This is a genomic window from Pseudomonas sp. NPDC077408 (genome assembly GCF_050269105.1).
Classification (GTDB): Bacteria; Pseudomonadota; Gammaproteobacteria; order Pseudomonadales; family Pseudomonadaceae; genus Stutzerimonas.
Window position 1 is genome coordinate 282,345 of record NZ_JBNNHS010000005.1, and the last position, 24,233, is coordinate 306,577.

The 24,233-nt window shown below is 59.1% G+C and carries 22 protein-coding genes and 1 pseudogene; 15 read left to right on the forward strand and 8 right to left on the reverse strand.

From position 1 onward, the window contains the following. The first annotated feature begins 12 nt into the window (after window positions 1–12). The 9 genes from gabD (at window position 13) to trpC (ending at window position 11,145) form a co-directional block, all read left to right on the forward strand. Window positions 13–1,479, forward strand: a complete 1,467-nt coding sequence (gabD, locus tag ACQKEK_RS15440; RefSeq protein WP_499143669.1) for an NADP-dependent succinate-semialdehyde dehydrogenase — start codon at window positions 13–15, stop codon at window positions 1,477–1,479. Window positions 1,480–1,636: 157 nt separating this feature from the next. Continuing rightward, on the forward strand, window positions 1,637–2,917 hold the full coding sequence (gene gabT / locus ACQKEK_RS15445; protein WP_499143670.1) for a 4-aminobutyrate--2-oxoglutarate transaminase: 1,281 nt from the start codon (window positions 1,637–1,639) through the stop codon (window positions 2,915–2,917). Between the two features lie 101 nt (window positions 2,918–3,018). Beyond that, window positions 3,019–3,693: a ribulose-phosphate 3-epimerase gene (gene rpe / locus ACQKEK_RS15450; protein ID WP_127838354.1), complete on the forward strand. Its 675-nt coding sequence runs from the start codon at window positions 3,019–3,021 to the stop codon at window positions 3,691–3,693. Beyond that, window positions 3,690–4,391 (forward strand): phosphoglycolate phosphatase, encoded by a 702-nt coding sequence (locus ACQKEK_RS15455; RefSeq protein WP_499143671.1) that lies wholly within the window; start codon window positions 3,690–3,692, stop codon window positions 4,389–4,391. Before rpe ends, ACQKEK_RS15455 begins: the two co-directional genes overlap by 4 nt. A 185-nt stretch (window positions 4,392–4,576) precedes the next feature. Further along, window positions 4,577–6,055: an anthranilate synthase component I gene (gene trpE, locus ACQKEK_RS15460; protein WP_499143672.1), complete on the forward strand. Its 1,479-nt coding sequence runs from the start codon at window positions 4,577–4,579 to the stop codon at window positions 6,053–6,055. A 142-nt stretch (window positions 6,056–6,197) separates the two neighbouring features. After that, entirely contained in the window at window positions 6,198–8,363 is a 2,166-nt protein-coding gene (locus tag ACQKEK_RS15465) for a putative bifunctional diguanylate cyclase/phosphodiesterase (RefSeq protein WP_499143673.1), read from the forward strand. 309 nt (window positions 8,364–8,672) lie between these two features. After that, the gene (locus ACQKEK_RS15470; RefSeq protein WP_128120329.1) at window positions 8,673–9,266 is read left to right on the forward strand and encodes an aminodeoxychorismate/anthranilate synthase component II; all 594 of its coding nucleotides are present in this window, start codon (window positions 8,673–8,675) and stop codon (window positions 9,264–9,266) included. After that, window positions 9,266–10,312: an anthranilate phosphoribosyltransferase gene (gene trpD / locus ACQKEK_RS15475; RefSeq protein ID WP_499143674.1), complete on the forward strand. Its 1,047-nt coding sequence runs from the start codon at window positions 9,266–9,268 to the stop codon at window positions 10,310–10,312. The genes ACQKEK_RS15470 and trpD overlap by 1 nt, the downstream gene beginning before the upstream one ends. Further along, complete coding sequence (gene trpC / locus ACQKEK_RS15480; protein ID WP_499143675.1) at window positions 10,309–11,145, forward strand: indole-3-glycerol phosphate synthase TrpC; 837 nt, start codon at window positions 10,309–10,311, stop codon at window positions 11,143–11,145. The genes trpD and trpC overlap by 4 nt, the downstream gene beginning before the upstream one ends. Window positions 11,146–11,203: 58 nt before the next feature. On the opposite strand, the gene crp is transcribed toward trpC, so the two are convergent. Next, the gene (crp, locus tag ACQKEK_RS15485; RefSeq protein WP_045430655.1) at window positions 11,204–11,848 is read right to left on the reverse strand and encodes a cAMP-activated global transcriptional regulator CRP; all 645 of its coding nucleotides are present in this window, start codon (window positions 11,846–11,848) and stop codon (window positions 11,204–11,206) included. A 217-nt stretch (window positions 11,849–12,065) separates the two neighbouring features. Here crp and ACQKEK_RS15490 point away from each other — a divergent pair, with 217 nt between their 5' ends. Beyond that, a complete protein-coding gene (locus ACQKEK_RS15490) occupies window positions 12,066–12,488 on the forward strand; it encodes an OsmC family protein (RefSeq protein WP_045430653.1) in 423 nt (140 codons plus the stop codon). Window positions 12,489–12,780: 292 nt separating this feature from the next. Then, a pseudogene (locus ACQKEK_RS15495) lies at window positions 12,781–13,294 on the forward strand (hypothetical protein). 61 nt (window positions 13,295–13,355) lie between these two features. On the opposite strand, the gene coq7 reads toward ACQKEK_RS15495, so the two are convergent. Together coq7 and ACQKEK_RS15505 are read right to left on the reverse strand one after the other, a co-directional pair. Next, entirely contained in the window at window positions 13,356–14,003 is a 648-nt protein-coding gene (gene coq7 / locus ACQKEK_RS15500; RefSeq protein WP_128120330.1) for a 2-polyprenyl-3-methyl-6-methoxy-1,4-benzoquinone monooxygenase, read from the reverse strand. Between the two features lie 62 nt (window positions 14,004–14,065). Continuing rightward, window positions 14,066–14,407, reverse strand: a complete 342-nt coding sequence (locus tag ACQKEK_RS15505) for a histidine triad nucleotide-binding protein (protein ID WP_128120331.1) — start codon at window positions 14,405–14,407, stop codon at window positions 14,066–14,068. A gap of 77 nt (window positions 14,408–14,484) precedes the next feature. Between ACQKEK_RS15505 and ACQKEK_RS15510 the strand changes: the two genes are divergently transcribed. Further along, on the forward strand, window positions 14,485–15,960 hold the full coding sequence (locus ACQKEK_RS15510) for an AAA family ATPase (RefSeq protein ID WP_499143676.1): 1,476 nt from the start codon (window positions 14,485–14,487) through the stop codon (window positions 15,958–15,960). A 32-nt stretch (window positions 15,961–15,992) separates the two neighbouring features. Here the strand turns inward: ACQKEK_RS15510 and ACQKEK_RS15515 are convergent, their stop codons facing one another. The 3 genes from ACQKEK_RS15515 to hemJ all read right to left on the reverse strand — a co-directional run bounded on the left by ACQKEK_RS15515 (window position 15,993) and on the right by hemJ (window position 18,445). Next, on the reverse strand, window positions 15,993–16,916 hold the full coding sequence (locus ACQKEK_RS15515) for a DUF805 domain-containing protein (RefSeq protein WP_499143677.1): 924 nt from the start codon (window positions 16,914–16,916) through the stop codon (window positions 15,993–15,995). Between the two features lie 107 nt (window positions 16,917–17,023). Then, on the reverse strand, window positions 17,024–17,998 hold the full coding sequence (locus tag ACQKEK_RS15520; RefSeq protein WP_499143678.1) for an NAD(P)H-dependent flavin oxidoreductase: 975 nt from the start codon (window positions 17,996–17,998) through the stop codon (window positions 17,024–17,026). 21 nt (window positions 17,999–18,019) lie between these two features. Next, window positions 18,020–18,445: a protoporphyrinogen oxidase HemJ gene (gene hemJ, locus ACQKEK_RS15525; RefSeq protein WP_045430635.1), complete on the reverse strand. Its 426-nt coding sequence runs from the start codon at window positions 18,443–18,445 to the stop codon at window positions 18,020–18,022. A 134-nt stretch (window positions 18,446–18,579) separates the two neighbouring features. Between hemJ and argC the strand changes: the two genes are divergently transcribed. Together argC and erpA are read left to right on the forward strand one after the other, a co-directional pair. Further along, on the forward strand, window positions 18,580–19,614 hold the full coding sequence (gene argC, locus ACQKEK_RS15530; RefSeq protein ID WP_499143679.1) for an N-acetyl-gamma-glutamyl-phosphate reductase: 1,035 nt from the start codon (window positions 18,580–18,582) through the stop codon (window positions 19,612–19,614). A gap of 164 nt (window positions 19,615–19,778) precedes the next feature. Then, a complete protein-coding gene (erpA, locus tag ACQKEK_RS15535) occupies window positions 19,779–20,129 on the forward strand; it encodes an iron-sulfur cluster insertion protein ErpA (protein WP_045430630.1) in 351 nt (116 codons plus the stop codon). Window positions 20,130–20,226: 97 nt separating this feature from the next. On the opposite strand, the gene ACQKEK_RS15540 is transcribed toward erpA, so the two are convergent. Next, window positions 20,227–21,318: an anhydro-N-acetylmuramic acid kinase gene (locus tag ACQKEK_RS15540; protein ID WP_499143680.1), complete on the reverse strand. Its 1,092-nt coding sequence runs from the start codon at window positions 21,316–21,318 to the stop codon at window positions 20,227–20,229. After that, on the reverse strand, window positions 21,319–22,716 hold the full coding sequence (locus ACQKEK_RS15545) for a peptidoglycan DD-metalloendopeptidase family protein (protein WP_499143691.1): 1,398 nt from the start codon (window positions 22,714–22,716) through the stop codon (window positions 21,319–21,321). Window positions 22,717–22,899: 183 nt separating this feature from the next. On the opposite strand from ACQKEK_RS15545, the gene tyrS reads away from it, so the two are divergent. Beyond that, window positions 22,900–24,099: a tyrosine--tRNA ligase gene (gene tyrS / locus ACQKEK_RS15550; protein WP_499143681.1), complete on the forward strand. Its 1,200-nt coding sequence runs from the start codon at window positions 22,900–22,902 to the stop codon at window positions 24,097–24,099. The last annotated feature ends 134 nt before the right edge of the window (window positions 24,100–24,233 follow it).

Consider the following 24,233-nt stretch of genomic DNA (forward strand, 5'->3'; position numbering starts at 1 on the left):
CCGGACGCTTCCATGACCCTGCAACTTGATCATCCCGGCCTGCTTCGCCAGCAGGCCTACCTAGACGGCGTCTGGTGCGATGCCGACGAGGGCGGCCGGACCGCTATCTTCAACCCGGCCACCGGCGAACTCATCGGCGAGGTGCCCAACATGGGGCGCGCCGAAACCCGTCGCGCCATCAATGCCGCACAGGCGGCACAACCGGCCTGGCGGGCGCTGACTGCCAAGGAGCGAGCCGCGCGCCTGCGTCGTTGGTACGAGCTGATGCTGGAAAACCAGGAAGACCTGGCGCGCATCATGACGGCCGAACAGGGCAAACCGCTGGCCGAGGCCCGTGGGGAAGTGGCCTACGCCGCGTCCTTTCTCGAATGGTTCGCCGAGGAGGGCAAGCGCCTGTACGGCGAGGTGATTCCCGCACACGCCGGCGACAAGCGCATCTTCGTGCAAAAGGAGCCGGTCGGCGTAACCGCGGCGATTACGCCCTGGAACTTCCCCAGCGCGATGATTACTCGCAAGGTCGGCCCGGCGCTGGCGGCCGGCTGCGCCATGGTGCTCAAACCGGCGCCGCAAACGCCGTTTTCCGCGCTGGCGCTGGCCGTGCTTGCCGAACGCGCAGGTATCCCGGCTGGATTGTTCAGCGTGGTCACCGCCAACACCGGCATGTCTCGCGAAGTGGGGGCTGAACTCTGCGAAAGCCCTATCGTGCGCAAGCTGTCGTTCACCGGCTCGACAGCAGTGGGCATCAGGCTGATGCAGCAATGCGCGCCGACGCTAAAGAAGCTCTCGCTGGAGCTGGGAGGCAACGCACCCTTCATCGTGTTCGACGATGCCGATCTGGATGCGGCGGTCGAGGGCGCGATGATCGCCAAATACCGCAACGCCGGGCAGACCTGCGTCTGCGCTAACCGGATATATGTGCACGACAGCATTTACGATGCATTCGCCAACAAGCTTTGCGCTGCAGTTGCACGGCTGAATGTGGGTAACGGCACGGAGGAGGGCGTCACCACCGGCCCGCTGATCGACGCCGCCGCAGTGGCCAAGGTCCAGCGCCATTTGCAGGACGCGCTGGACAAAGGCGCCACACTGCTGACCGGCGGCAAGCCGCACGCACTGGGTGGCACCTTCTTCGAGCCGACCCTGCTCGGCGACGTCACCGCCGAGATGGCCGTGGCGCGCGAGGAGACCTTCGGCCCGCTGGCGCCACTGTTCCGCTTCAGCGATGAGGCGGAGGTGATCCGGCAGGCCAACGACACCGAGTTCGGTCTCGCGGCCTACTTCTATGCGCGCGACCTGAGCCGCGTGTTCCGCGTGGCCGAGGCGCTGGAGTACGGCATGGTCGGCATCAATACCGGGGTGATCTCCACCGAGTTGGCTCCGTTCGGCGGCATGAAGGCCTCTGGCCTCGGTCGCGAAGGCTCGAAATACGGGCTGGATGAATACGTGGAAATCAAATACCTGTGTTTGGGCGGCATTTGACCAGACGGCACAAAACAGGCGTGCAAAATAATGCACGGAGTTTTACTGTAATCCGAACGCCCGGGAAGGCCCGGCAGTCGATCATCGTATGCTGCCGGACCCGCTTCCAGGCGTTCATTCCGACCCGAGCCGACGATGAGCGGCTACTGAGGAGCTTATGAGCAAGACCAACGAATCCCTGATGCAACGCCGTGTCGCCGCCGTTCCCCGCGGTGTCGGCCAGATCCATCCGATCTTTGCCGATCACGCGAAGAACAGCTGCGTGGTCGACGTCGAAGGTCGCGAGTTCATCGATTTCGCCGGCGGCATTGCTGTGCTGAATACTGGCCACCTACACCCGAAAATCATCAAAGCGGTGGAAGCGCAGCTGCACAAGCTGACCCACACCTGCTTTCAGGTGCTGGCTTACGAGCCCTACGTCGAACTGTGCGAGAAGATCAACGCGCGGGTGCCAGGCGATTTCGCCAAGAAGACGTTGCTGGTCACTACCGGCTCCGAGGCGGTGGAAAACGCCGTGAAAATAGCCCGCGCTGCCACCGGTCGCGCCGGAGTGATCGCCTTCACTGGCGCTTATCACGGCCGCACCATGATGACCCTGGGGCTGACCGGCAAGGTTGCGCCGTACTCCGCTGGAATGGGCCTGATGCCGGGCGGCATCTTCCGCGCGCAGTATCCCTGCGCGATCCATGGCGTCAGTGTCGATGAGTCGATCGCCAGTATCGAACGCATCTTCAAAAACGACGCCGAGCCGCGCGATATCGCCGCGATTATCATTGAACCGGTGCAGGGCGAGGGCGGCTTCAACGTCGCACCCAAGGAGTTCATGGTCCGCCTGCGCGCGCTATGCGACGAGCACGGCATCCTGCTGATCGCCGACGAAGTGCAGACCGGCGCCGGACGAACCGGGACGTTCTTCGCCATGGAGCAGATGGGCGTGGTCGCTGATCTGACCACCTTCGCTAAGTCGGTCGGCGGCGGCTTTCCCATTGCCGGCGTCTGCGGCAAGGCCGAGATCATGGATGCCATCGCGCCCGGCGGGCTGGGCGGCACCTACGCCGGCAACCCGCTGTCCTGCGCGGCGGCGTTGGCGGTACTGGAAATCTTCGAGGAGGAGAAGCTGCTCGACCGCTGCAAGGCGGTAGCCGAGAAGCTCACCACCGGCCTCAAGGCGATCCAGGCCAAGCACAAGGAGATTGGCGAGGTGCGCGGCCTCGGCGCGATGATCGCCATCGAGCTGTTCGAGGACGGCGACCATGCGCGTCCGGCAGCGGCGCTGACCTCGCAGATTGTTGCCAAGGCACGGGACAAGGGCCTGATCCTGCTGTCCTGCGGCACCTACTACAACGTGCTACGTGTGCTGGTGCCGCTGACTGCCGAGGACGAGCTGCTCGACCGCGGATTGGAGATCATCGCCGAGTGCTTCGACGAGCTGACCTGATCCGACTGGCGCGCCGGCATTCGTGGCGGATGTCAGGCGCGCCGCAACCCTGACCCCTCGGGTACAATGCGCGGCATTCCGCCGAGCTACCCGAGGTCGTCATGCAGCCGTTCGCCATCGCCCCTTCGATTCTTTCCGCCAATTTCGCCCGCCTGGGCGAGGAAGTGGACAACGTACTGGCCGCTGGCGCCGACATCGTCCATTTCGATGTGATGGACAACCACTACGTGCCCAACCTGACCATCGGCCCCATGGTCTGCTCGGCCCTGCGTAAGCATGGCGTCACCGCGCCTATTGACGTGCATCTGATGGTCCGTCCGGTGGACCGCATGATCGGCGACTTCCTCGAAGCCGGCGCCAGCTACATCACCTTTCACCCGGAAGCTTCGGATCACATCGATCGATCGCTCCAGCTGATAAAGGATGGCGGTGCCAAGGCCGGTCTGGTGTTCAATCCGGCTACCCCGCTTGATGTGCTCAAGTATGTGATGGACAAGGTCGACATGGTCCTGTTGATGAGCGTCAACCCCGGCTTTGGCGGCCAGAAGTTCATCCCCAACACCCTGGACAAGCTGCGCGAGGCGCGCGCGTTGATCGATGCCAGCGGGCGTGAAATTCGCCTGGAGATCGACGGCGGAGTGAATCCAAAGAACATCCGTGAGATCGCTGCAGCCGGGGCCGATACCTTCGTCGCTGGCTCGGCCATTTTCAACCAGCCGGACTACAAGGCCGTGATCGACCAGATGCGCGCCGAACTGGCGCTGGCCCGCTCATGACTCGCCTGGAGCAGCTCTTCGACGGCCAGCTGCCGCGGCTGGTGATGTTCGACCTGGACGGCACCCTGATGGATTCGGTTCCAGACCTGGCCGCTGCGGTGGACAAGATGCTGATGCTGCTGGGCCGTGAACCTGCCGGCATTGCGCGAGTACGCGACTGGGTCGGCAACGGTTCGAAGGTACTGGTACGTCGGGCTCTGGCCGGTAAGTTGCAGCATGACGGCGTTGCCGATGAATTAGCCGACGAGGCGCTGGCGCTGTTCATGCAGGCTTATTCTGGCGGCCACGAACTGACCACGGTGTATCCCGGCGTTCGGGAATGCCTGGACTGGTTGCGCGAGCGCGACGTAAAACTCTCGATCATCACCAACAAACCGGCGCAGTTCATCGAGCCGCTGCTGGAGGAGAAGGGGCTCGCGGGTTACTTCCAGTGGCTGGTCGGGGGCGATACCTTGCCGCAGCAGAAGCCCGACCCCGCGGCATTGTTGTGGGTCATGAGCCAGGCCGGCGTCGAGCCCGATGCGTCACTGTTCGTCGGCGACTCACGCAACGATGTGCGCGCGGCGAAAGCCGCGGCCGTTCCCTGTGTCGCGCTGACTTATGGCTACAACCATGGCGAACCCATCGCCAACGAGGCGCCGACACTGGTGCTCGACGACCTGCGCGAGCTGGTTGCTTCGATTTCGGGGCTGCGCTAGTGTGGCCTCTATCCCGCAACACCCCAAGACGAGATCAGATCGTGGTGGTCACCCGCAAACAATGGATGAATGTCATCAAGGCCCTGGCCCGTTGGCGCTGGCGCGCCTGACATTTCCTGCCGGCTTCGCCCGGTACGTTTGCACAACTCGACCTTATGTAGTTTCCCTCCGACCACGAGGCTGACATGACCCGCGAAGAATTTCTGCGTTTGGCCGCCGAAGGCCACAACCGCATCCCTCTGTCGTTTGAAACCCTTGCTGACTTCGACACGCCGCTGACGCTCTATCTCAAGCTTGCTGACGCGCCCAATTCCTATCTGCTCGAATCGGTACAGGGCGGCGAGAAGTGGGGGCGTTATTCGATTATCGGCCTGCCGTGCCGCACCGTGCTCAGGGTGCATGATCACAACGTTAGCGTGACCACCGATGGTATCGAGACCGAACAGTCCGAGGTTGAGGATCCGTTGGCCTTCGTCGAAGCCTTTCAGCAGCGCTATCGTGTGGCGCCAGTCGAAGGCTTGCCGCGTTTCAATGGCGGGCTGGTTGGATACTTCGGTTACGACAGCGTGCGCTATGTCGAACGCAAGCTGGCAACCTGTCCCAATCCCGACCCGTTGGGCACGCCGGATATCCTGTTGATGGTTTCCGACGCCGTGGTGGTCTTCGACAACCTCGCCGGCAAGCTGCACTGCATCGTGCTAGCCGATCCATCGCAGCCGGACGCCTATGAGGCGGGGCAGGCGAAACTTCAGGCGCTGCGCGAAAAACTGCGCCAGTCGATCACGCCGCGGCTGGGCTTGGACTTCGAGAATGGCAGCGGCACCGAGCCGACATTCCGCTCCAGTTTCAGCCGCGAGGACTACGAACAGGCGGTTAACCGCATCAAGGACTACATCCTCGCCGGCGACTGCATGCAGGTGGTGATCTCCCAGCGCATGTCGATTCCCTTCAAGGCCGCGCCGATCGATCTGTACCGCGCGCTGCGCTGCTTCAACCCGACGCCTTATATGTACTTCTTCAATTTCGGCGATTTCCATGTGGTGGGCTCCTCGCCGGAAGTGCTGGTGCGGGTGGAGGAAGGGCTGGTGACGGTCCGTCCTATCGCTGGCACCCGCCCGCGCGGCGTCAACGAGGAAGCCGATCTCGCACTGGAGCAGGATCTGCTCAGTGATGCGAAGGAGCTGGCTGAGCATCTGATGCTGATCGACCTGGGCCGCAACGACGTCGGCCGCGTGGCCGAGAATGGTTCGGTTCGGCTTACCGAAAAGATGGTCATCGAGCGCTATTCCAACGTGATGCATATCGTCTCCAACGTCACCGGTCAGCTCAAGGCGCCACTGACGGCCATGGATGCGCTGCGTGCGATCCTGCCGGCCGGGACCTTGTCTGGTGCTCCGAAGGTCCGCGCCATGGAGATCATCGACGAACTCGAACCGGTGAAACGCGGCGTGTATGGCGGTGCGGTGGGCTATCTTGCCTGGAACGGCAACATGGATACCGCTATTGCCATCCGTACCGCAGTGATCAAGGACGGCGAACTGCACGTGCAGGCCGGTGCCGGCATCGTCGCCGACTCGCAACCGGCGCTGGAATGGGAAGAAACACTGAACAAACGCCGCGCGATGTTCCGCGCGGTGGCCTTGGCAGAGCACGGGAGCGACTAACTTCGGCGCGGCTCAGGGGCTCTTCGGCGACTGCGACTAAAGTCCTTATTAGTCGTATGGTAATGGCTATTGGCTGGCCATATAGTCGTGGCAGCTGAGCAGGATCGCTTGGCGATCCAACCCCAGCCAATTCGAGCCAGCCATGTCGCTACTGTCGAGTCCCCGCTCATCCTCCGTTCGTCAGCCCTGGCCGTTGGCGTCATCGTTGGTGATTGCCCTCGCTGCGCTGCTGGTGCTGGTCTGGCTGTTATCGAGTCTGGCGGATCTCAACGGCAGCCCGGTGTGGTTTCCGTTACCGCTGCACATCGCTGTCGAAACCTTCTCGATCGTCGTTGCAGCGTTGGTGTTCGCGGTGGCCTGGCACAGCCAGCAGCCAGTGCATCGATCGAATCCGCTGCTCGCCTGCGCGTTTTTGGCCATCGCGCTGCTGGATCTGGCTCATATGCTGTCCTACCGGGGTATGCCCGTCTGGGTGACGCCTGCCTCGGCGGAAAAGGCGATCGCCTTCTGGCTGGTTTCCCGCGTGTTGCTTGCTTTCACGCTGCTCGCGGTGGCGTGCCGTCTGTGCCACCGAAGCATCGCACTGCCGCGGGTCCTGCTGCTTTCATCATCCCTCGGACTGGTTGTTCTGGTGGTTTATCTGCAGCTGTTCCAGCCGCAGGCGTGGCCGCGGACCTTTATCGACGGGGAGGGGCTGACCCGCTTCAAAGTGCAGATGGAGTGGCTGATCATCAGCCTCTTCGCACTGGCGGCTTGGGTGTTCTGGCGGGCTCGAGAGGGTGCAGACCGTGACTATTTCGAGGGCATGCTGGCTGCGACACTGGTCTCGATTCTCGCCGAGCTGTGCTTTACCGCCTACTCCAGCGTGAACAGCTTCTACAGCTTGCTGGGGCATCTGTACAAGATCGTCTCCTACGGCTTCATCTATCAGGTGGTATTCGTGTCGAGTGTGCGTGCGCCGTACGCGCGGTTGGCGATCGAAATGGGCGAGCGGATTGCTGCGCAACAGCGCGCCGACTACATGGCGCACTTCGACAGCCTGACGGGACTGCCCAATCTGACCCAACTGGAAGAGCGGACACGTCAGGCAATGGCCAGCGCTTTCAAACTCAAGGGTGCAGTTGCGGTGCTGTACGTCGATCTCGATCATTTCAAGATGGTCAATGATTCGTTCGGGCGCACTTTCGGTGACCAGCTGCTCTGCACAACCTCGGTAAGACTGCAGCAGGCATTGCCCGATAGCGCCATGCTGGCACGTTCTGGCGGTGACGAGTTCGTCGTGTTGTTGGCGGATCTCGAGAATGCCGAGGGTGCGTCGGCTGTGATCCAGCTTGTCCTCGACGAATTGGCCGAACCCTTCATGATCGAGCGCCAGCAGATAGTGGTGTCGATTTCCATTGGCGTCGCGGTCGGCCCGAACGATGGCATGGACTTTCCCTGCCTCCTGCGCAACGCTGAGATGGCTATGTACAAAGCCAAGGAAGCCGGGCGTCGGACCTGGTGCTATTACAACGCTGCCTTGGATACCGAGATGCGTGGGCGGCTGTACCTGATCAACGGCCTGCGGCTTGCTATCGAGCGAGAGGAGTTTTTTCTGGAGTATCAGCTGCAGCTGGACCTCGCCAGTGGCAGGGTGGTGGGCGCTGAAGCCTTGTTGCGCTGGCAGCATCCGCAGTGGGGGTTGGTCGCGCCCGGGCAGTTCATTCCAGCCGCGGAACAGAGCGGTCTGATCGTCGATATCGGCGAGTGGATCATTCTCGAGGCGTGCCGACAGGCCGCACGGTGGCAGGCTGAAAAGCTGGACATCCCGCGTGTCGCTGTGAACGTCGCGGCGATACAACTGCACCAGGGCTCGCTGGAACAGACTGTAGCCGCTGCCTTGGCGCAGACCGGTCTGCCGGCTTCGGCGCTGGAGCTTGAGCTGACCGAGTCCAGCCTCGTCGACAACACTGAGCAGGTGATGATTGCGCTGGCAGGTTTGAAGGCTCTGGGGGTTACGCTGTCCATCGATGATTTTGGCACCGGGTATTCATGTCTGGCGTATCTTCGGCGGTTGTCGGTGGACACCTTGAAGATTGATCGCTCCTTTGTCAGCGATCTACCCAACGAAGACGGCCATGCCATCGTCGCCGCTATCATCCACATGGCCGAATCGCTCGGGCTGAACACGCTGGCAGAGGGGGTCGAGGACGAGGCCACTGCTGTGGAGCTGCGTCGACTTGGCTGCCGGCAGGCGCAGGGTTTTTATTACGCTCGGCCAGTTCCGGCATCCGCATTACCCGCCGCTATCGCTTCGCTGCCGGTATAGGGCGCCCGGCTTGGCTGTAGCGGGCAAACGATGCTCTGGTATAGTCCGGTTGAAATCGTGGCCTGGCATGGGCTACTTTGCGCTGTCAGCTCTGCGAGACCTTTTCCGTGAAATTCAGCAGCACCCTCCTGATGCGTCTGTTCAAGGCCCATGCCCGCTGGCGTTGGCGCGCCTGATCCTCGTTGCTGGCTCCGTGCCGGAATACCCCGTTCACACCTGTATTACCGATCATTGTGCCGAGTCGCTATCGCGCCGGTTCGGACCGTCATGGCAGGTGGTGGATCAGCCTCAAGCCCTAGGGTGACGCAAATGCTGCTAATGCTGGATAACTACGATTCCTTTACCTACAACGTCGTGCAATACCTCGGCGAACTCGGTGCGGACGTCAAAGTGGTGCGCAACGATGAGTTGAGCGTCGCCGAAATCGAAGCACTGAACCCGGAGCGTATCGTCGTATCGCCCGGCCCATGCACGCCGAACGAGGCGGGGGTTTCACTCGACCTGATCCGCCATTTCGCCGGTAAGCTGCCGATTCTGGGCGTTTGTCTCGGCCATCAGAGTATCGGGCAAGCGTTTGGCGGCGAGGTCGTGCGGGCGCGTCAGGTCATGCATGGCAAGACGAGTCCGGTCGCTCACCAGAACGCGGGCGTGTTCGCCGGCCTGAACAATCCATTAACGGTGACGCGCTACCACTCCTTGGTGGTCAAGCGCGAAACGCTTCCCGACTGTCTGGAAATCACTGCCTGGACGCAACTGGAAGATGGCACTGTCGACGAGATCATGGGCCTGCGGCATCAGACGCTGAACATTGAAGGCGTGCAGTTTCACCCTGAGTCAATCCTCACCGAGCAGGGGCACGAATTGTTCGCCAATTTTCTGAAACAGACCGGAGGCGTGCGCTGATGGATATCAAGGAAGCCCTCAACCGTATCGTCGGTCAGCTGGATTTGAGTACCGATGAGATGAAGGCGGTGATGCGCCAGATCATGACCGGTCAGTGCACCGATGCGCAGATTGGCGCGTTCCTCATGGGCATGCGCATGAAGAGCGAAACGATCGACGAGATCGTCGGCGCCGTACAGGTGATGCGTGAGCTGGCCGAACCGGTGCATTTCGATACCCATCGATTGGTGGACACCTGCGGTACCGGTGGCGATGGGATGAACATTTTCAATGTTTCAACTGCCGCAGCCTTCGTGGTCGCCGCCGCCGGAGGCAAAGTTGCCAAGCACGGAAACCGTGCAGTGTCGGGCAAGAGTGGCAGCGCCGACCTGCTCGAAGCGGCCGGTGTTTACCTGGATCTCACGCCCGAGCAGGTTGCGCGCAGCGTCGATGCAGTGGGCGTCGGTTTCATGTTCGCGCCTGCGCATCACGGTGCGATGAAATTTGCCGCCGGCCCGCGCCGTGAGCTGGGCCTGCGCACGCTGTTCAACATCCTCGGCCCGATGTCCAACCCCGCTGGCGTCAAGCATCAGGTGCTTGGCGTGTTCAGCAAGGAACTCTGCCGGCCCATGGCCGAGGTGCTGTCGCGCCTGGGAAGCCAGCATGTGTTGGTGGTGCATGCGCAGGATGGGCTTGACGAGATCAGTCTGGCGGCCCCGACCTATGTCGCCGAATTGAATAAGGGTGAGATCACCGAATACCGTATCCAGCCTGAAGATTTCGGGATCAAGAGCCAGAGCCTGATAGGTCTCAATGTCGAGGATGCGCAGGGTTCGCTGGTGCTGATTCGCGACGCACTGGGACGGCGCAAAACGGATAACGGTCAAAAGGCTGCCGACATGATCGTCCTCAATGCCGGTGCTGCGCTTTATGCAGCCGATATCGCCAGCAGCCTGAAGCAGGGCATAGAGATCGCCCACGATGCGCTGCATACAGGTTTGGCGCGAGACAAGTTCGAGGAGCTGGTGTCCTTCACCGTGGTGTTCAAGCAGGAGAGTTCGCAATGAGCAGTGTGCCGACGGTTCTGGAAAAGATCATCAGGCGCAAGCGCGAGGAAGTGACCGAGCGCCGCGGCCGGGTCGGGCTGGCCGAACTTGAACGAATGGCGGCCGCAGCCGACCCGGTCCGGGGCTTTGCCCGACGTCTGCAGGAGCAGGCGCGTAACAAGCAGCCGGCCGTGATCGCAGAGATCAAGAAAGCCTCGCCAAGCAAAGGGGTGCTGCGGGAAGATTTCGTGCCGGCGGACATCGCCCGAAGCTACGAGGCGGGTGGCGCCACCTGCCTTTCGGTACTGACCGATATCGATTTCTTCCAGGGGGCAGACGACTACCTGAAGCAAGCGCGCGCGGCATGCAAACTGCCTGTCATCCGTAAGGACTTCATGGTCGACCCCTACCAGATCATCGAAGCCAGAGCCTTGGGCGCGGACTGTATTCTGCTGATCGTCGCTGCGCTGGAGGATGGTCAGATGGCGGAGCTGGCTGATGTGGCAAAGGCTCAGAATCTGGACGTATTGGTGGAGGTTCATGACGGAGCAGAGCTGGAGCGCGCGCTGCGCCTCGATACGCCTCTGGTCGGGATCAACAACCGTAACCTTCACACCTTCGAGCTCAGTCTGGAAACGACTCTCGATCTGCTGCCGCGCATCCCTCGAGACCGTCTGGCGGTTACCGAGAGCGGCATTCTTCATCGTGCCGACGTTGAGTTGATGGAAATCAACCAGGTATATGCGTTTCTGGTGGGAGAGGCTTTCATGCGAGCCGAGCAGCCTGGGGTCGAGCTGCAGCGTTTGTTCTTCCCCGGACGCGCGAGCCTACGGTCGTCGGTCGATCCCGAATGAGCCGCGTGAATAATAAAGCCGGTTAATAGCCGGCTTTATTATTGGCGTGACGGGTGGCTCAGCGAGTGCCGAATACCACCATGGTCTTGCCTTTCACGTGTACCAACCCTTGGGATTCCAGGCTTTTCAGTACACGTCCGACCATCTCCCTCGAGCAACCAACGATGCGGCCGATCTCCTGGCGAGTGATCTTGATCTGCATGCCATCGGGGTGCGTCATCGCATCGGGCTGCTTGCACAGGTCGAGCAGAGTGCGGGCTACGCGACCGGTTACGTCGAGGAACGCCAGATCACCCACCTTGCGCGTCGTATTGCGCAAGCGTTCAGCCATCTGGCTGCCGAGCGCATAAAGAATATCGGGGTCTTGCTGGGTCAGTTCACGGAACTTGGCATAGCTCAGTTCTGCTACTTCACATTCAGTCTTGGCGCGAACCCAAGCGCTGCGTTCTTTTTCCGAGCCTTCTTTCTCGAACAGTCCCATCTCGCCGAAGAAGTCGCCGGAGTTGAGATAGGCGATGATCATTTCACGACCATCGTCGTCTTCGATCAGGATCGTGACCGAACCTTTAACAATGAAGAAAAGCGTTTCGCTACGGTCACCGGCATAGATGATAGTGCTCTTGGCGGTGTAGCGTCGGCGATGGCAATGTGCGAGTAGTTTGTCGATGTTCTTGATCTTGGGCGTAAGTGTAATAGCGACCATGCTGTAGTCCCGGAAGATGTGTCCAATAGGAGGCAGTTCTTATTATGTATGACTGAGTTCTGTTATCAGGCTTAGCGAGCTTAACAGACCCGTTCGGGTCGACAATAAAACTGCGACACGAATATCAACTTTTGGGCATTCATTTCGTCGGTTTACCGCCTCCAGTGACCGCCTGTGGTCATGCTAAGCTTCGCTCCTTTTCAAGCGGGGTCTATCGATGAAAGCGCGCATTCAGTGGGCTGGCGAGGCAATGTTCCTTGGCGAGTCCGGCAGCGGCCATGTGGTGGTCATGGATGGTCCACCAGAAAATGGTGGACGCAATCTAGGTGTCCGTCCGATGGAAATGCTCTTGCTGGGCCTCGGCGGCTGCAGCAACTTTGATGTCGTGAGCATCCTGAAAAAGTCGCGCCAGGCAGTGGAAAGCTGTGAAGCCTTTCTTGAGGCGGAGCGCGCTGATGAGGATCCGAAGGTGTTCACAAAGATCCACCTGCGCTTCGTCGTTAAGGGACGTGGATTGAAGGACGCGCAGGTCAAGCGTGCCGTGGAACTGTCTGCCGAGAAGTACTGCTCCGCCTCGATCATGCTCGGCCGCGCAGGTGTGGAAATCAGCCATGATTATGAGATCGTCGAGCTCGGCTGACGTCAGTCCGGCGAACTTCGGCGACTCGACTCGACAGCGCCGGGCGCTACCGAAGCCGGCAGCTGATTAGGGCTGCCCGAATTGGCCGGGCGGCATCGACCGGAATAATACGCCCCCGTTTTAGCGGGGCGTTTTGCTCGGAAAAATCAGCCTCGACCGCAAATGCGAAGAGGTGTATGCCGTCCTACACAGTTATAGGGGTATCCGACGGTCACGCTCGATCACGCGGTGCGCCGCATCGGAGAGAGTCTCCAATCGTTAAAAGCAAGCTCAGCTCCACGGGTTCAACAACCTGACCAAGTCCTTGAGCTTCAATATTTACGACATCTGCTATGCCGAAACACAGGAAGACGAGCAAGCATATGTGAAGTACATCGACGAGCAGTATGACGCGCAGCGGCTAACGCAGATTCTGACTCGACGTGTCGACATGCGGCGTTGTATCACCGCTCAAAGCCCTCAACTATCTGATCCATCGGTTCGATTCGGATAGTGTCACCGTTGATTATCGGGTTCGCGGCTTTACTCGTGACGTCGAAGGCAAGAAGCACTTCATCGACCATGAAATAAACTCGATTCAGAACTATCTCTCCGAAGACACCCGGTCGGCCTACCAGATGACCGATGTGAACCTGTATCAAGAGAACCTCTTCCACACCAAGATGCTGTTGAAAGACTCCGAGCTGGAGAATTACCTATTCGGGGACGCCACTTGCAATCTTTCGCCATAACAACGTGGACAGATGGAGGAGGGTCTGCGCCATGAAATGCTGGAGATTTTCTATGCGCGCAATAGGCCGAGCTAAGATAGCGGTCTTCTGAAAGCAGAAGGGCGCCATGTAGGCGCCCTTCTTCGTTAGGATCGGGTTAGATCCGGTAGGTGGTTTTAGTCATCACCTTGGCCATCAGGCTCATGCCGAACTTCACTGGCCCTGGGAAGCGCAAGCCCCCGGCATCCAGAGCGGCAGTCGAGTGCTGCGCTTCGTCCGTGCGCATCTGCTCGAGTATTGCCCGGGACTTCTCGTCGTCGTGTGGAATCTGCTCAAGATGTTCATCCAGATGTTTGCAGACTTGATCCTCGGTGGCGGCGACGAAGCCCAGGCTGATCCGGTCGCTGATCAGGCCAGCGGATGCACCGATGCCGAACGACAATCCGTAAAAAAGCGGATTCAGAACGCTGGTGTGACTGCCCAGCTGGTGAATGCGCTGTTCACACCAGGCCAGGTGGTCGATTTCTTCAGCTGCAGCTCGCTCCATCGCCTCCCGTACTCTCGGCAACCGTGCCGTCAGTGCCTGCCCCTGATATAGGGCCTGCGCGCAGACCTCACCGGTGTGATTGATGCGCATCAGGCCGGCAACGTGACGCGCTTGGCTGTCGCTCAGCTCGGCCTCGTTCTTTAATACGGCGGGAGTCGGTCGCTGAGGTTGGCCGCTGAACGGCAGCAGCGTCCGTAACGCGGCATCGGCCTGCAGCAGCAGACGGTCGGCAGGTGAGTATTGGCGTTGGTTGGGCATGTCGCCTCCAGATGATTCGGAGCAGGCGTGGACAGTGGGTGGTGCGTTTGGGTAGCGAGTGTTCAGCCGGGGGGCCAATGCATCTGACGCTGGCCGAGCACATGCATATGTATGTGATGGACCGTCTGACCGCCAAGGTCGTTGCAGTTCATGACAACCCGAAAGCCTTCCTGGCAGCCCTGCTCTTCAGCGAGACGCTGCGCGGTAAAAAGAATATGCCCAGCAAGGATCTTGTCGTCGTCTTCGCTCAGATCATGCAGGGTCGCGATATGTTTTTTCGGGATTACCAGGAAATGTACCGGCGCCTGGGGCGCGATGTCATTGAAGGCGATAACCTGTTCGTCTTCATAGATCTTCTGCGCAGGGATAGTCCCGGCCACGATCTTGCAAAATAGACAATCCACGGCGTTTCTCCAGAATTGATCAGAAAGCAGTGTAACAGGCGATTTTCGGACTGGTCAGCTGGCACGGAGCATAGCGAATGAAGAATGATATCCACGACTTGGCTCTGGTGCTCGAATCAAGGCTGCGATTGGTGCTGATCGAGTCCTGGGACGAGCGTCGGGTGCTTGAAACCCTGAGCGGATTGGCCGTGAACCGGGGTATGACGCTGCATGTTTGGTCCGTCACGGAAGGCTTGCGGCATCTCGCGTTCGGTGGCGAGGCGCTGGATTCCGGCGAAAGCTGTTCAGCTGAGGTGGCATTGAGACGGGTCAAGCACGATCCCCTTGGCAATCTCTATGTGTTCTGCGATTTACATCCGTTTCTCGATGAGCCAAGTGCGGTGCGTTTGTTGAAGGAAATCGCAATGGCGCAAGGGCCTTCTGCGCCCACGCTTGTGCTGGTTTCCCATGCCCTCAAGTTACCTCCGGAGGTTCAGCGCTACGCGGCTCGATTCAGTCTAACCCTGCCGTCCGAGGAGGAGCTGCTGAGCATCGTTCGGGAGGAAGCGACCGTCTGGAGCGAGCTTAATCGAGGCGCCCGCGTACGTACCGACAATCGCACTCTGCAGCAGGTCGTGAAGAATTTGCGTGGGCTCAGTCATGCCGAAGCTCGCAGCTTGGCGCACAGCCTGATCTGCGACGACGGGGCGATCACACAGGAAGATCTGCCGGAGCTCAATCGCAAGAAATTTGAGTTGTTGGATATGGAAGGCGTGCTCGGCTTCGAATACGAAACAGAGCGTTTCGCTGATGTTGGAGGACTGCACAACCTCAAGCGATGGCTGGTGCAACGTCAGGCTGCCTTTGTGGCAGGCAGCGGATCGGATAGGCCGCGCGGGGTGATGCTTGTCGGCGTGCAGGGTGGTGGTAAAAGCATGGCAGCCAAGGCGGTCGCTGGGCTTTGGGGATTGCCACTGCTGCGCCTGGATTTTGCTTGCCTGTACAACAAGTTCTTCGGTGAAACCGAGCGCAATCTGCGTGAGGCGCTAAAACTGGCTGAACAGATGGCGCCTTGCGTGTTATGGATGGACGAGTTGGAGAAGGGGCTCGCGACGGGCGAGATGGATGGTGGCGTCAGTCAGCGAGTATTGGGCACCCTGCTGACCTGGATGGCTGAGCGTGAAGCGCCGGTGTTTATGGTTGCGACTGCCAATGCGGTGGATCGGCTTCCGCCAGAACTGCTGCGCAAAGGCCGCTTTGACGAGCTGTTCTTCGTCGACCTGCCCGATGCATCAACGCGGGCTGAGATCTTTCGAATTCATCTGGCACGGCGTGAGTTGAAAGCCGATCAGTTCGATCTGGAAGCACTTGCGGCGGCCTGTGATGGTTTCTCCGGTGCGGAGATCGAGCAGGTGGTGGTGTCGGCCGTCTATGCTGGTCAGGCCCAATCTCGCGAACCGGATCAGGATATGCTTTTGCACTGCGTCCGGGCGACTGCACCGCTTTCGGTGGTAATGGCCGAAAAGCTGGACGAGCTTCGTGGTTGGGCTTCGGGGCGAGCTGTGGTGGCCTGACTGACGTGCTGGTCCCCAATGAGCGCTACAGCTTACTGATAGGTTGGCAATACGATGGCGGTCAGAATGCCGATCACAGGCACAAGCAGCCAGAGCGCCGCGAGAAGTTTGACCGCCCGGCTATTCGGTGGTTGTGGCGGGCCGAAGCGATTCACGCCAGGGTTGCCGGGCATCAGCAATACCACCAGTGGCAAAACAGTGCCAATGATCGGCACCAGATAGAGCAACATGAGCCAGCCGGACCAACCCAGGTCATGTAAACGCTGCACGCCAATCTGAATACTCACGAGCAGGAAGCCGATGCCGAATACGCCGGTAAGAATCACACCGAGCACGACTGAGGCAGCGGACATCATGCCTGCTACTAACAATAGGCCCAGCGCCGCAACCGTCAGCGCCATCGTCCAGGCCAGATAGCGCAACCGGCCAATCCGGCCTTGTGTTGTGAATACTTTTAGCTCGCCGTACTCCGCAGTCGGGGTGCCAACTTCAGCGCGGGGCGGAGCGTACGGATGCGCAGCGCTGTTACGTTGCGCTGGCGTTTCGCCCAGCTGTGCCTGGCGTGCCAGGTACTTCTGGATAACGATGCCGCAGCTGTGGCATTCGATAGCGGCTGGCTGAGTGTGGCCGCATTTAGGGCAGTCCATCTTCTCACTGGCGATAGGGACCTCGCTCGAAGGTGCCGGCGCATAATCAGCGATTGTGAGCGTCAGACCTTTTGCTGCTTCGGGTTCCTTGCGTGCCTGGATGCCGGCACGCTGCAGCGCTTGCACGTATCGGTCAGCTTCCGGAGCGCTCAGGTCACGCTTGATATGTACTGAGCCACGACCAAACAGGCGCTCGACTTTGTCGGCGTCGCTTTTAAAGAGTCGGGTCAGGTTGCTCTTGGCCGTATCGGGCGAGAAGCCCGGTACAAGTTCACCGTCGAAAACGATTCGGAATTGATCAGTGCTCATCCAGCGTCCCTGTTGCCGGTTTTTCGCGCAAGCCTAAATTGCGGGTGAACGGCCAACAAGCGCCTCCAATCAGAGTTGCGCGAGGCTTGTGGCAATTGAGAGATGCGTCACGGTTGGCGCAGCCAGCGATGCGACAGCTGCGCTGCGTGATCGTGGGCGGCACGGTATTCCCGATCCAGCCGGGCAATCAGTTCTTCACTGGTCGGCAAGTCTCGTATTTCCCCAACGCCCTGGCCAGCCGACCACACGGTTTTCCATGCCTTGGCCTCATCGCTGACGGGCTTAAGCTTTTCTGCATAATTCATTTCGCCTTTGTTTTTCAGGCGCTCCTCGTCGTAGCCGGCTTGCTGCAAGCTTTGACGCAGGAAGCTAGCAGGTACGCCTGATACCGCTGCGGTGTGAATGATGTCCGCAGCATGTGCCTGCAGAAGCATCTGCTTGTATTCATCCGAAGCCTGGCTTTCTCGGGTGGCAATGAAACGCGTCCCCATATAGGCCAAGTCCGCTCCGAGGAGCTGCGCCGCGAGTATCTCGTGACCATGGTTGAGGCAGCCGGAGAGCAGCAGCGTTTTGTCGAAGAACTGGCGAATTTCTGCCACCAAGGCAAAGGGACTCCAAGTGCCGGCGTGCCCGCCTGCGCCTGCTGCCACCGCTATCAGACCATCAACCCCAGCATCAGCAGCTTTCTCAGCATGGCGCCGTGTGGTGACATCATGGAAAACCAGCCCGCCGTAGCTGTGAACGGCGTCCACCACTTCTTTCACGGCGCCGAGACTTGTAATGACAATCGGCACCCGCTGCTCCACGCATATCGAAAGATCAGCCTGGAGCCGAGGATTGCTGTGATGCACGATTAGGTTGACCGCATACGGCGCGGGTTTATGGGCGCCCGACAGGTGCTGGTCTATCTCCTGTAGCCAATCCCGGAAACCGCTGCTTTCTCGCTGATTCAGTGCAGGAAAGCTGCCGACCACACCGGTGGAGCAACATGCTGCCACCAGTGCAGGGTTTGATACCAAGAACATGGGAGCGGCGACCAAAGGCAGACGAAGGCGCTCTTCGAGCAGTACGGGCAATGACATGGCAGATTCCTTGAGTCGGTTTCAGAATGGTTTGATTACGACCAGAATGACGATAGCCAGTAGCAGCAATACCGGAAACTCGTTGAACCAGCGATAGAACACGTGACTGCGAGTGTTTTCGTCGCGTGCGAATCGTTTTAGCTGAGCGCCACACATATGGTGATAGCCGATCAGCAGGACAACCAGTGCGAGCTTGGCGTGTAGCCACCCTCCGCTGAACAGCGCAGGGTTAAGCGCAATCATGCCAATGCCGAAAGCCAGCGTGGCGACCATCGAGGGAATCATAATGCCGCGATAGAGTTTGCGTTCCATGACCTGGAACCGCTCTCGACTGATCGCGTCCTCGCTCATGGCGTGATAAACGAACAATCTCGGCAGATAGAACAGCCCCGCGAACCAGCAGACGATTGCAACGATGTGCAGGGCTTTCAGCCAGAGATAGAGCATTCGGAAGTTCCTTCGGTTCAGAGTCAGCCCGATAGTAGTGGCTAGAGGGCCCGCGCGTCATCTCGGTGGTTGGCCCTGAGCGCAGGCGCCTTTATCATCAACGTTCTTTATCGTTCCACTGCGAGAGGCAGCTCATGGTCAAGGTCGGAATCGTTGGCGGCACAGGCTACACCGGGGTCGAGTTGCTGCGCCTGCTAGCCCAGCACCCTCAGGCGGAAGTGGCTGTGATCACCTCTCGCTCCGAAAACGGGGTCAAGGTGACGGATATGTATCCGAATCTCCGAGGCCATTACGACGAGCTGGCCTTCAGTGTGCCCGACACCGCAACGCTAGGCGCATGCGATGTGGTCTTCTTCGCCACTCCTCATGGCGTGGCCCATGCCCTGGCGGGAGAGCTGTTGGATGCCGGTACTCGGGTTATCGACCTCTCCGCGGACTTCCGCCTGCAAGATGCGGATGAGTGGGCCAAGTGGTATGGCCAGCCACATGGGGCGCCTGACCTGCTGCCCGAAGCGGTTTACGGGCTGCCGGAAGTGAACCGTGATCAGATCAAGGGGGCGCGCCTGATTGCTGTGCCCGGTTGCTATCCCACGGCAACCCAGCTCGGCTACCTGCCGTTGTTGGAGCGTGGCCTGGCCGACACATCTCGGCTAATAGCCGACTGCAAGTCGGGCGTTAGCGGCGCCGGACGGGCAGCGAAGATCGGCTCGTTGTTCACCGAGGCGGGCGAAAGCATGATGGCCTATGCCGTCAAAGGTCACCGTCATCTACCAGAGATCACCCAAGGGCTGCGACGTGCCGCCGGGGGTAATGTGGGGTTGACCTTCGTTCCCCATTTGACGCCGATGATCCGCGGCATTCATGCCACTTTGTACGCGACGGTTGCCGACACCTCGGTGGATCTGCAAGCGCTTTACGAGCAACGTTACGCTAGCGAGCCTTTTGTCGATGTGATGCCTGCAGGCAGTCATCCGGAGACGCGCAGTGTTCGTGGTGCCAACGTATGCCGTATCGCAATCCATCGTCCTCAGGATGGAGATCTGGTGGTCGTGCTGTCGGTCATCGATAACCTTGTTAAAGGCGCCTCCGGTCAGGCGCTGCAGAACATGAACATCATCTTCGGGCTGGATGAGCGGCTCGGCCTAGGCAATGCGGCTTTGTTGCCCTGAACTGGCTGTCAGTGAAATCGCTTGAGATCAGTATCGTATCGGCCCGTGATCGATGAATACGTGATCGATGAATACGTGATCGATGAATAGTTGACCAATTTTGTAGGACAAGCCGATAATGCGGCGTCAAGCAGTAACGTGCGTTCACGCGCCAGGAGAACCAAATGAGTGTCGAATCCTTCACGCCCACCGCGATCCAGTTCAGTCAGGGCGCCGCGAGCAAGGTGAAGAGTCTGGTCGATGAAGAGGGCAATCCGCGGCTGAAGCTGCGTGTCTTCGTCACCGGCGGCGGTTGCTCTGGTTTTCAGTATGGTTTTACGTTCGACGAGGAGCTCGCGGAAGACGACACCATCATTGAACGTGAGGGTGTGAGCTTGGTCGTGGACCCGATGAGCTACCAATATTTGGCTGGTGCTGAAGTCGACTATCAGGAAGGCCTGGAGGGGTCACGCTTCATCATCAAAAACCCGAACGCTACGACAACCTGCGGTTGCGGCCAGTCGTTCTCGATCTAAGATCTCTTGCAGCAAAGAGACACCGTGCCTTGGCACGGTGTTTTTGTTTCTGAGCCAGGATGGTGACGGGCCGGTATGACCGTGCGACGCGAACAGCTCACGCGGGATAGATGGCGCCAAGGATTCGCAGCCCGCGAGCGCCTGTCACGCTTGGACGGTTGGCGGCGATACCCTCTATGCAGCAGTGCGCTAACCAGGCGAATGCCATGGCTTCTAGCCAGTCCGGTTCTACTCCGTAGCTCGTGGTGCTCGCCAGCTCGCATGTTGGCAGCAATGCTCGCAGCCTTTGCATCAGCGCCGTGTTGTGTGCACCGCCGCCGCAGACCAGCACATCCTCTGCGTCAGGTTGGGCCGCCATGAGCGATTCGCTGATGCTGCGGGCCGTCAGTTCGAGCAGAGTAGCCTGGACATCTTGAGGAGCGAGGTCGGGGAACGATGCGAGGTGGGTGTCCAGCCAGGGCAGGTTGAATAGTTCCCGTCCGGTGCTCTTTGGGCCATGAGTAGAGAAGAACTTGTCACTTAACAGTAGCGTCAGCAAGTGGTGATTGACATGGCCGCTGGATGCCCAGTTTCCGTCGCGATCATAGGGTTGCCCCTGGTGGCGATTTATCCAAGCGTCGAGCAGCACGTTGCCTGGACCGCAGTCGAAACCGCGTGTCGGCGTGCCCGAATGTAGCAAGCTGACGTTGCTGAACCCCCCAATATTGAGCACCGCTCTGATCCGTTCGGCGTCGCTGAACATGGTTTCGTGGAAGGCGGGTACCAGCGGTGCGCCCTGACCACCGGCTGCAATGTCGCGCCGACGAAAATCAGTCACAACGCTGATGCCGGTTAGTTCGGCGAGTAGAGAAGGGTGCCCGATTTGGATAGAGAAGCCGCGTTGCGGCTCGTGTCGCACGGTCTGCCCATGGCTACCGATCGCACGAATGGCTGAGGGGACGAACTGCGCTTTGTGTAGCAGTTGGTGTACCCCGGCGCTTGCGAGTTTGGCCCAAGCCTGTTCAGCAATGGCTGCCCGAGCTAGTTCGTCAGAAGCGGACGTACACAGATCGAGCAGATCCTGTTTGAGCTGCCCCGGCATAGGCTCGTAATGTGTCTCCAGCAGGGTCGTTCGTTGACCCTGTTCAATCAGAGCGAAGTCAAGTCCATCCAGACTGGTACCTGACATGACCCCGATGTAGAACGACATCTACTCGCTCTTCATTGCCAGCATGGTTGCGCGCTCTTCGTCCATGCGCGCCATCAGGGGATTGCTGAGCTGCAGGAAGCGCTGTTTTTCATTCTTCGCAATGGGGTCCGCCATTGGCAATTTTAGGCCCAGCGGATCGACATGCACGCCATCGACCTGAAATTCATAATGCAGGTGCGGGCCGGTCGACAGGCCGGTCGTACCGATATAGCCAATGATTTGGCCCTGTTTGACCGAGGAGCCGTTGCGTACGCCTTTGGCAAATCCCTGCATGTGAGCGTAAAGCGTGCGGTAACGATTACCGTGTTGAATGACCACGGTGTTCCCGTATCCTCCTTTACGGCCAGCGAGAAGCACTTTGCCGTCTCCGGCACTCTTGATAGGCGTGCCGCGCGCTGCGGCGTAGTCCACGCCTTTGTGCGCGCGGATCTTGTTTAGGATGGGGTGTTTGCGACCGTTGGAAAAGCGTGAGCTGATGCGCGCGAAGTCTACAGGTGTGCGAATGAACGCCTTGCGCATACTTTGGCCGTCAGCGGTGTAATAGCTGCTATTACCCTGCTTGTTGGTATAGCGAACAGCTGTATAGCTCTTACCGCGATTGGTGAAGCGGGCCGCGAGAATGTTGCCTGTTCCAACGCGGTCGCCGGCAACAGTTTTTTGCTCGTATATCACCTCGAATGAATCGCCTTTACGTATGTCCATGGCGAAATCGATGTCGTATCCGAACACGTTGGCCAGATCCATCGTCAAGTTGTGACTGAGTCCTGCGCGCTTCGCAGCTAGGAACAAGCTGCTCTCTATGCGGCCATAGGCGTAAGCAGTACTCAGGTCCGGCTTGAGCTGTTCCTTCTTGAATACGTAGCTGGTGCCAGATCGCTCCAGTTGCACGCTTTCCAGCTTGTTCAACTGGCTGCGTAGCTGGGCTAGGTTGCCCTGGTCATCCAGTTCAAACTCCAGGCGCTGGCCAACCTTCAGGCGAGCAAATTGCTTTGCCTCTTTGCTGCTGGCCAAGACGTCGTGAACGGTTGCTTGAGGAAGGCCAACCTTTGCAAATACCGTCGACAGCGTATCCCCGTTCGCCACGACCACTTCTTTCGACAGAGGTGTGGCTTTGGTAGCCGCTTCAGCGTCTTCCTGCTGCAACGACTGAAGTTCAGGTTCGCCAGGGGTTTCGGTCCGAGTGAAGGGAGACTCAACCGAAAGGCTAACAAGAGGTTCTTCGCTTGCGGTCTCAAGTTCTGCGGCGGTATCGAGACGCAGATCAAGAAAGGTTTTTTTGGCTTCGACTTCGCGGGATGGGAATACAAGAAGTGCCAGGCTCAGAAGCGCAGCTATACCGCTTGCAGCCAGGAGATGGCTCTTCGGGTAGAGGGGGGCTTTCGATTTTGAATAGGTCATTAGAAAGTCTGGAATGTCTGGCGATATTTTGTACAGAGAAAATATTTGCCTAAAATATAAGCAAAGTGCTGTCGAGGCAACCCTTGAATCCACCGGTCGCGGGCTGGTTCGCGTTCGACGACGTTGAATTTTCCGGGGGTTCTTGTAAGGTTTACCGCCTTATTTCCTGGCGTGGGGCCTCCAATGAAGTCGGTTCAAGAGCAGTTGTCGGTGATCAAGCGGGGCGCTGACGAAGTGCTCGTCGAGGCAGAGCTGGTTAACAAGCTGGAGCGCGGCCTGCCGCTTCGAATCAAGGCCGGCTTCGATCCAACTGCGCCGGATCTGCATCTCGGTCATACCGTGCTTATAAATAAGCTGCGCCAGTTTCAGGAGCTCGGGCATCAGGTGGTCTTCCTTATAGGGGATTTCACCGGGATGATTGGCGACCCAAGCGGCAAGAGTGCAACGCGGCCACCTTTGACGCGTGATCAGGTGCTGGAGAATGCGGAAACCTATAAGAGCCAGGTGTTCAAAATTCTTGATCCTGGCAAGACCGAGGTGGCCTTCAATTCCTCTTGGATGGATGGTTTGACGCCGTCCGACTTTATTCGTTTGGCATCGCAGTACACCGTGGCTCGTATGCTGGAAAGAGACGATTTCAGCAAGCGCTACTCGACCAACCAGCCTATTGCTATCCACGAGTTCCTTTATCCATTGGTCCAGGGTTACGACTCCGTTGCGTTGCGGGCGGATGTAGAGCTGGGTGGGACGGATCAGAAGTTCAATCTGTTAATGGGGCGCGAGCTGCAGCGCTCTTATGGGCAGGAGTCTCAATGCATCGTCACCATGCCGCTTCTAGAGGGTCTGGATGGCGTGAAGAAAATGTCCAAATCGTTGGGTAACTATGTCGGGATCCAGGAAGCGCCGGGCGTCATGTATAGCAAGTTGGTGTCGATTCCGGATGCGCTCATGTGGCGATATTTCGAGTTGTTGAGCTTCCGAGACCTGGCGGAAATCGACGAGTATCGGGTCGATGTGTCGCGCGGCGCGAATCCTCGCGACATCAAAATCAAGCTGGCGGAAGAGATTGTTGCTCGCTTTCATGGCGAGGAGGCCGCTGCGACAGCTCATCGCTCTGCTGGCAATAGAATGAAAGAGGGTGAGTTGCCGGAAGATATTCCTGAGATCAGCCTGTGTTCTACAGAAGATATGCCAATCGCCTCGGTCTTGAACCGGGCAGGCCTAGTCAAGAATGCGGCCGTGGCTCGTGATCTGTTGGCTTCGGGTGGGGTGCGGGTTGATGGGCGGGTTGTTGATCGGTCGTTTCTCTTCTGCGTTGGTTCAGTGCACGTCTGCCAGGCAGGGAAAAAAGCTTTCGGCCGTGTTTCGCTTAAGCCGGAATAAAACAACGGTTGACGCGAGTTTCCCAGTGCCTATAATGCTCACCTTCTCCGGCGCAGGCCTTTAGCGAAACCTCTTGTAAATCAAGAAGTTAGCGAAAATAAAGGGTTGCACGGATGGCGGATTCGAGTAGAATG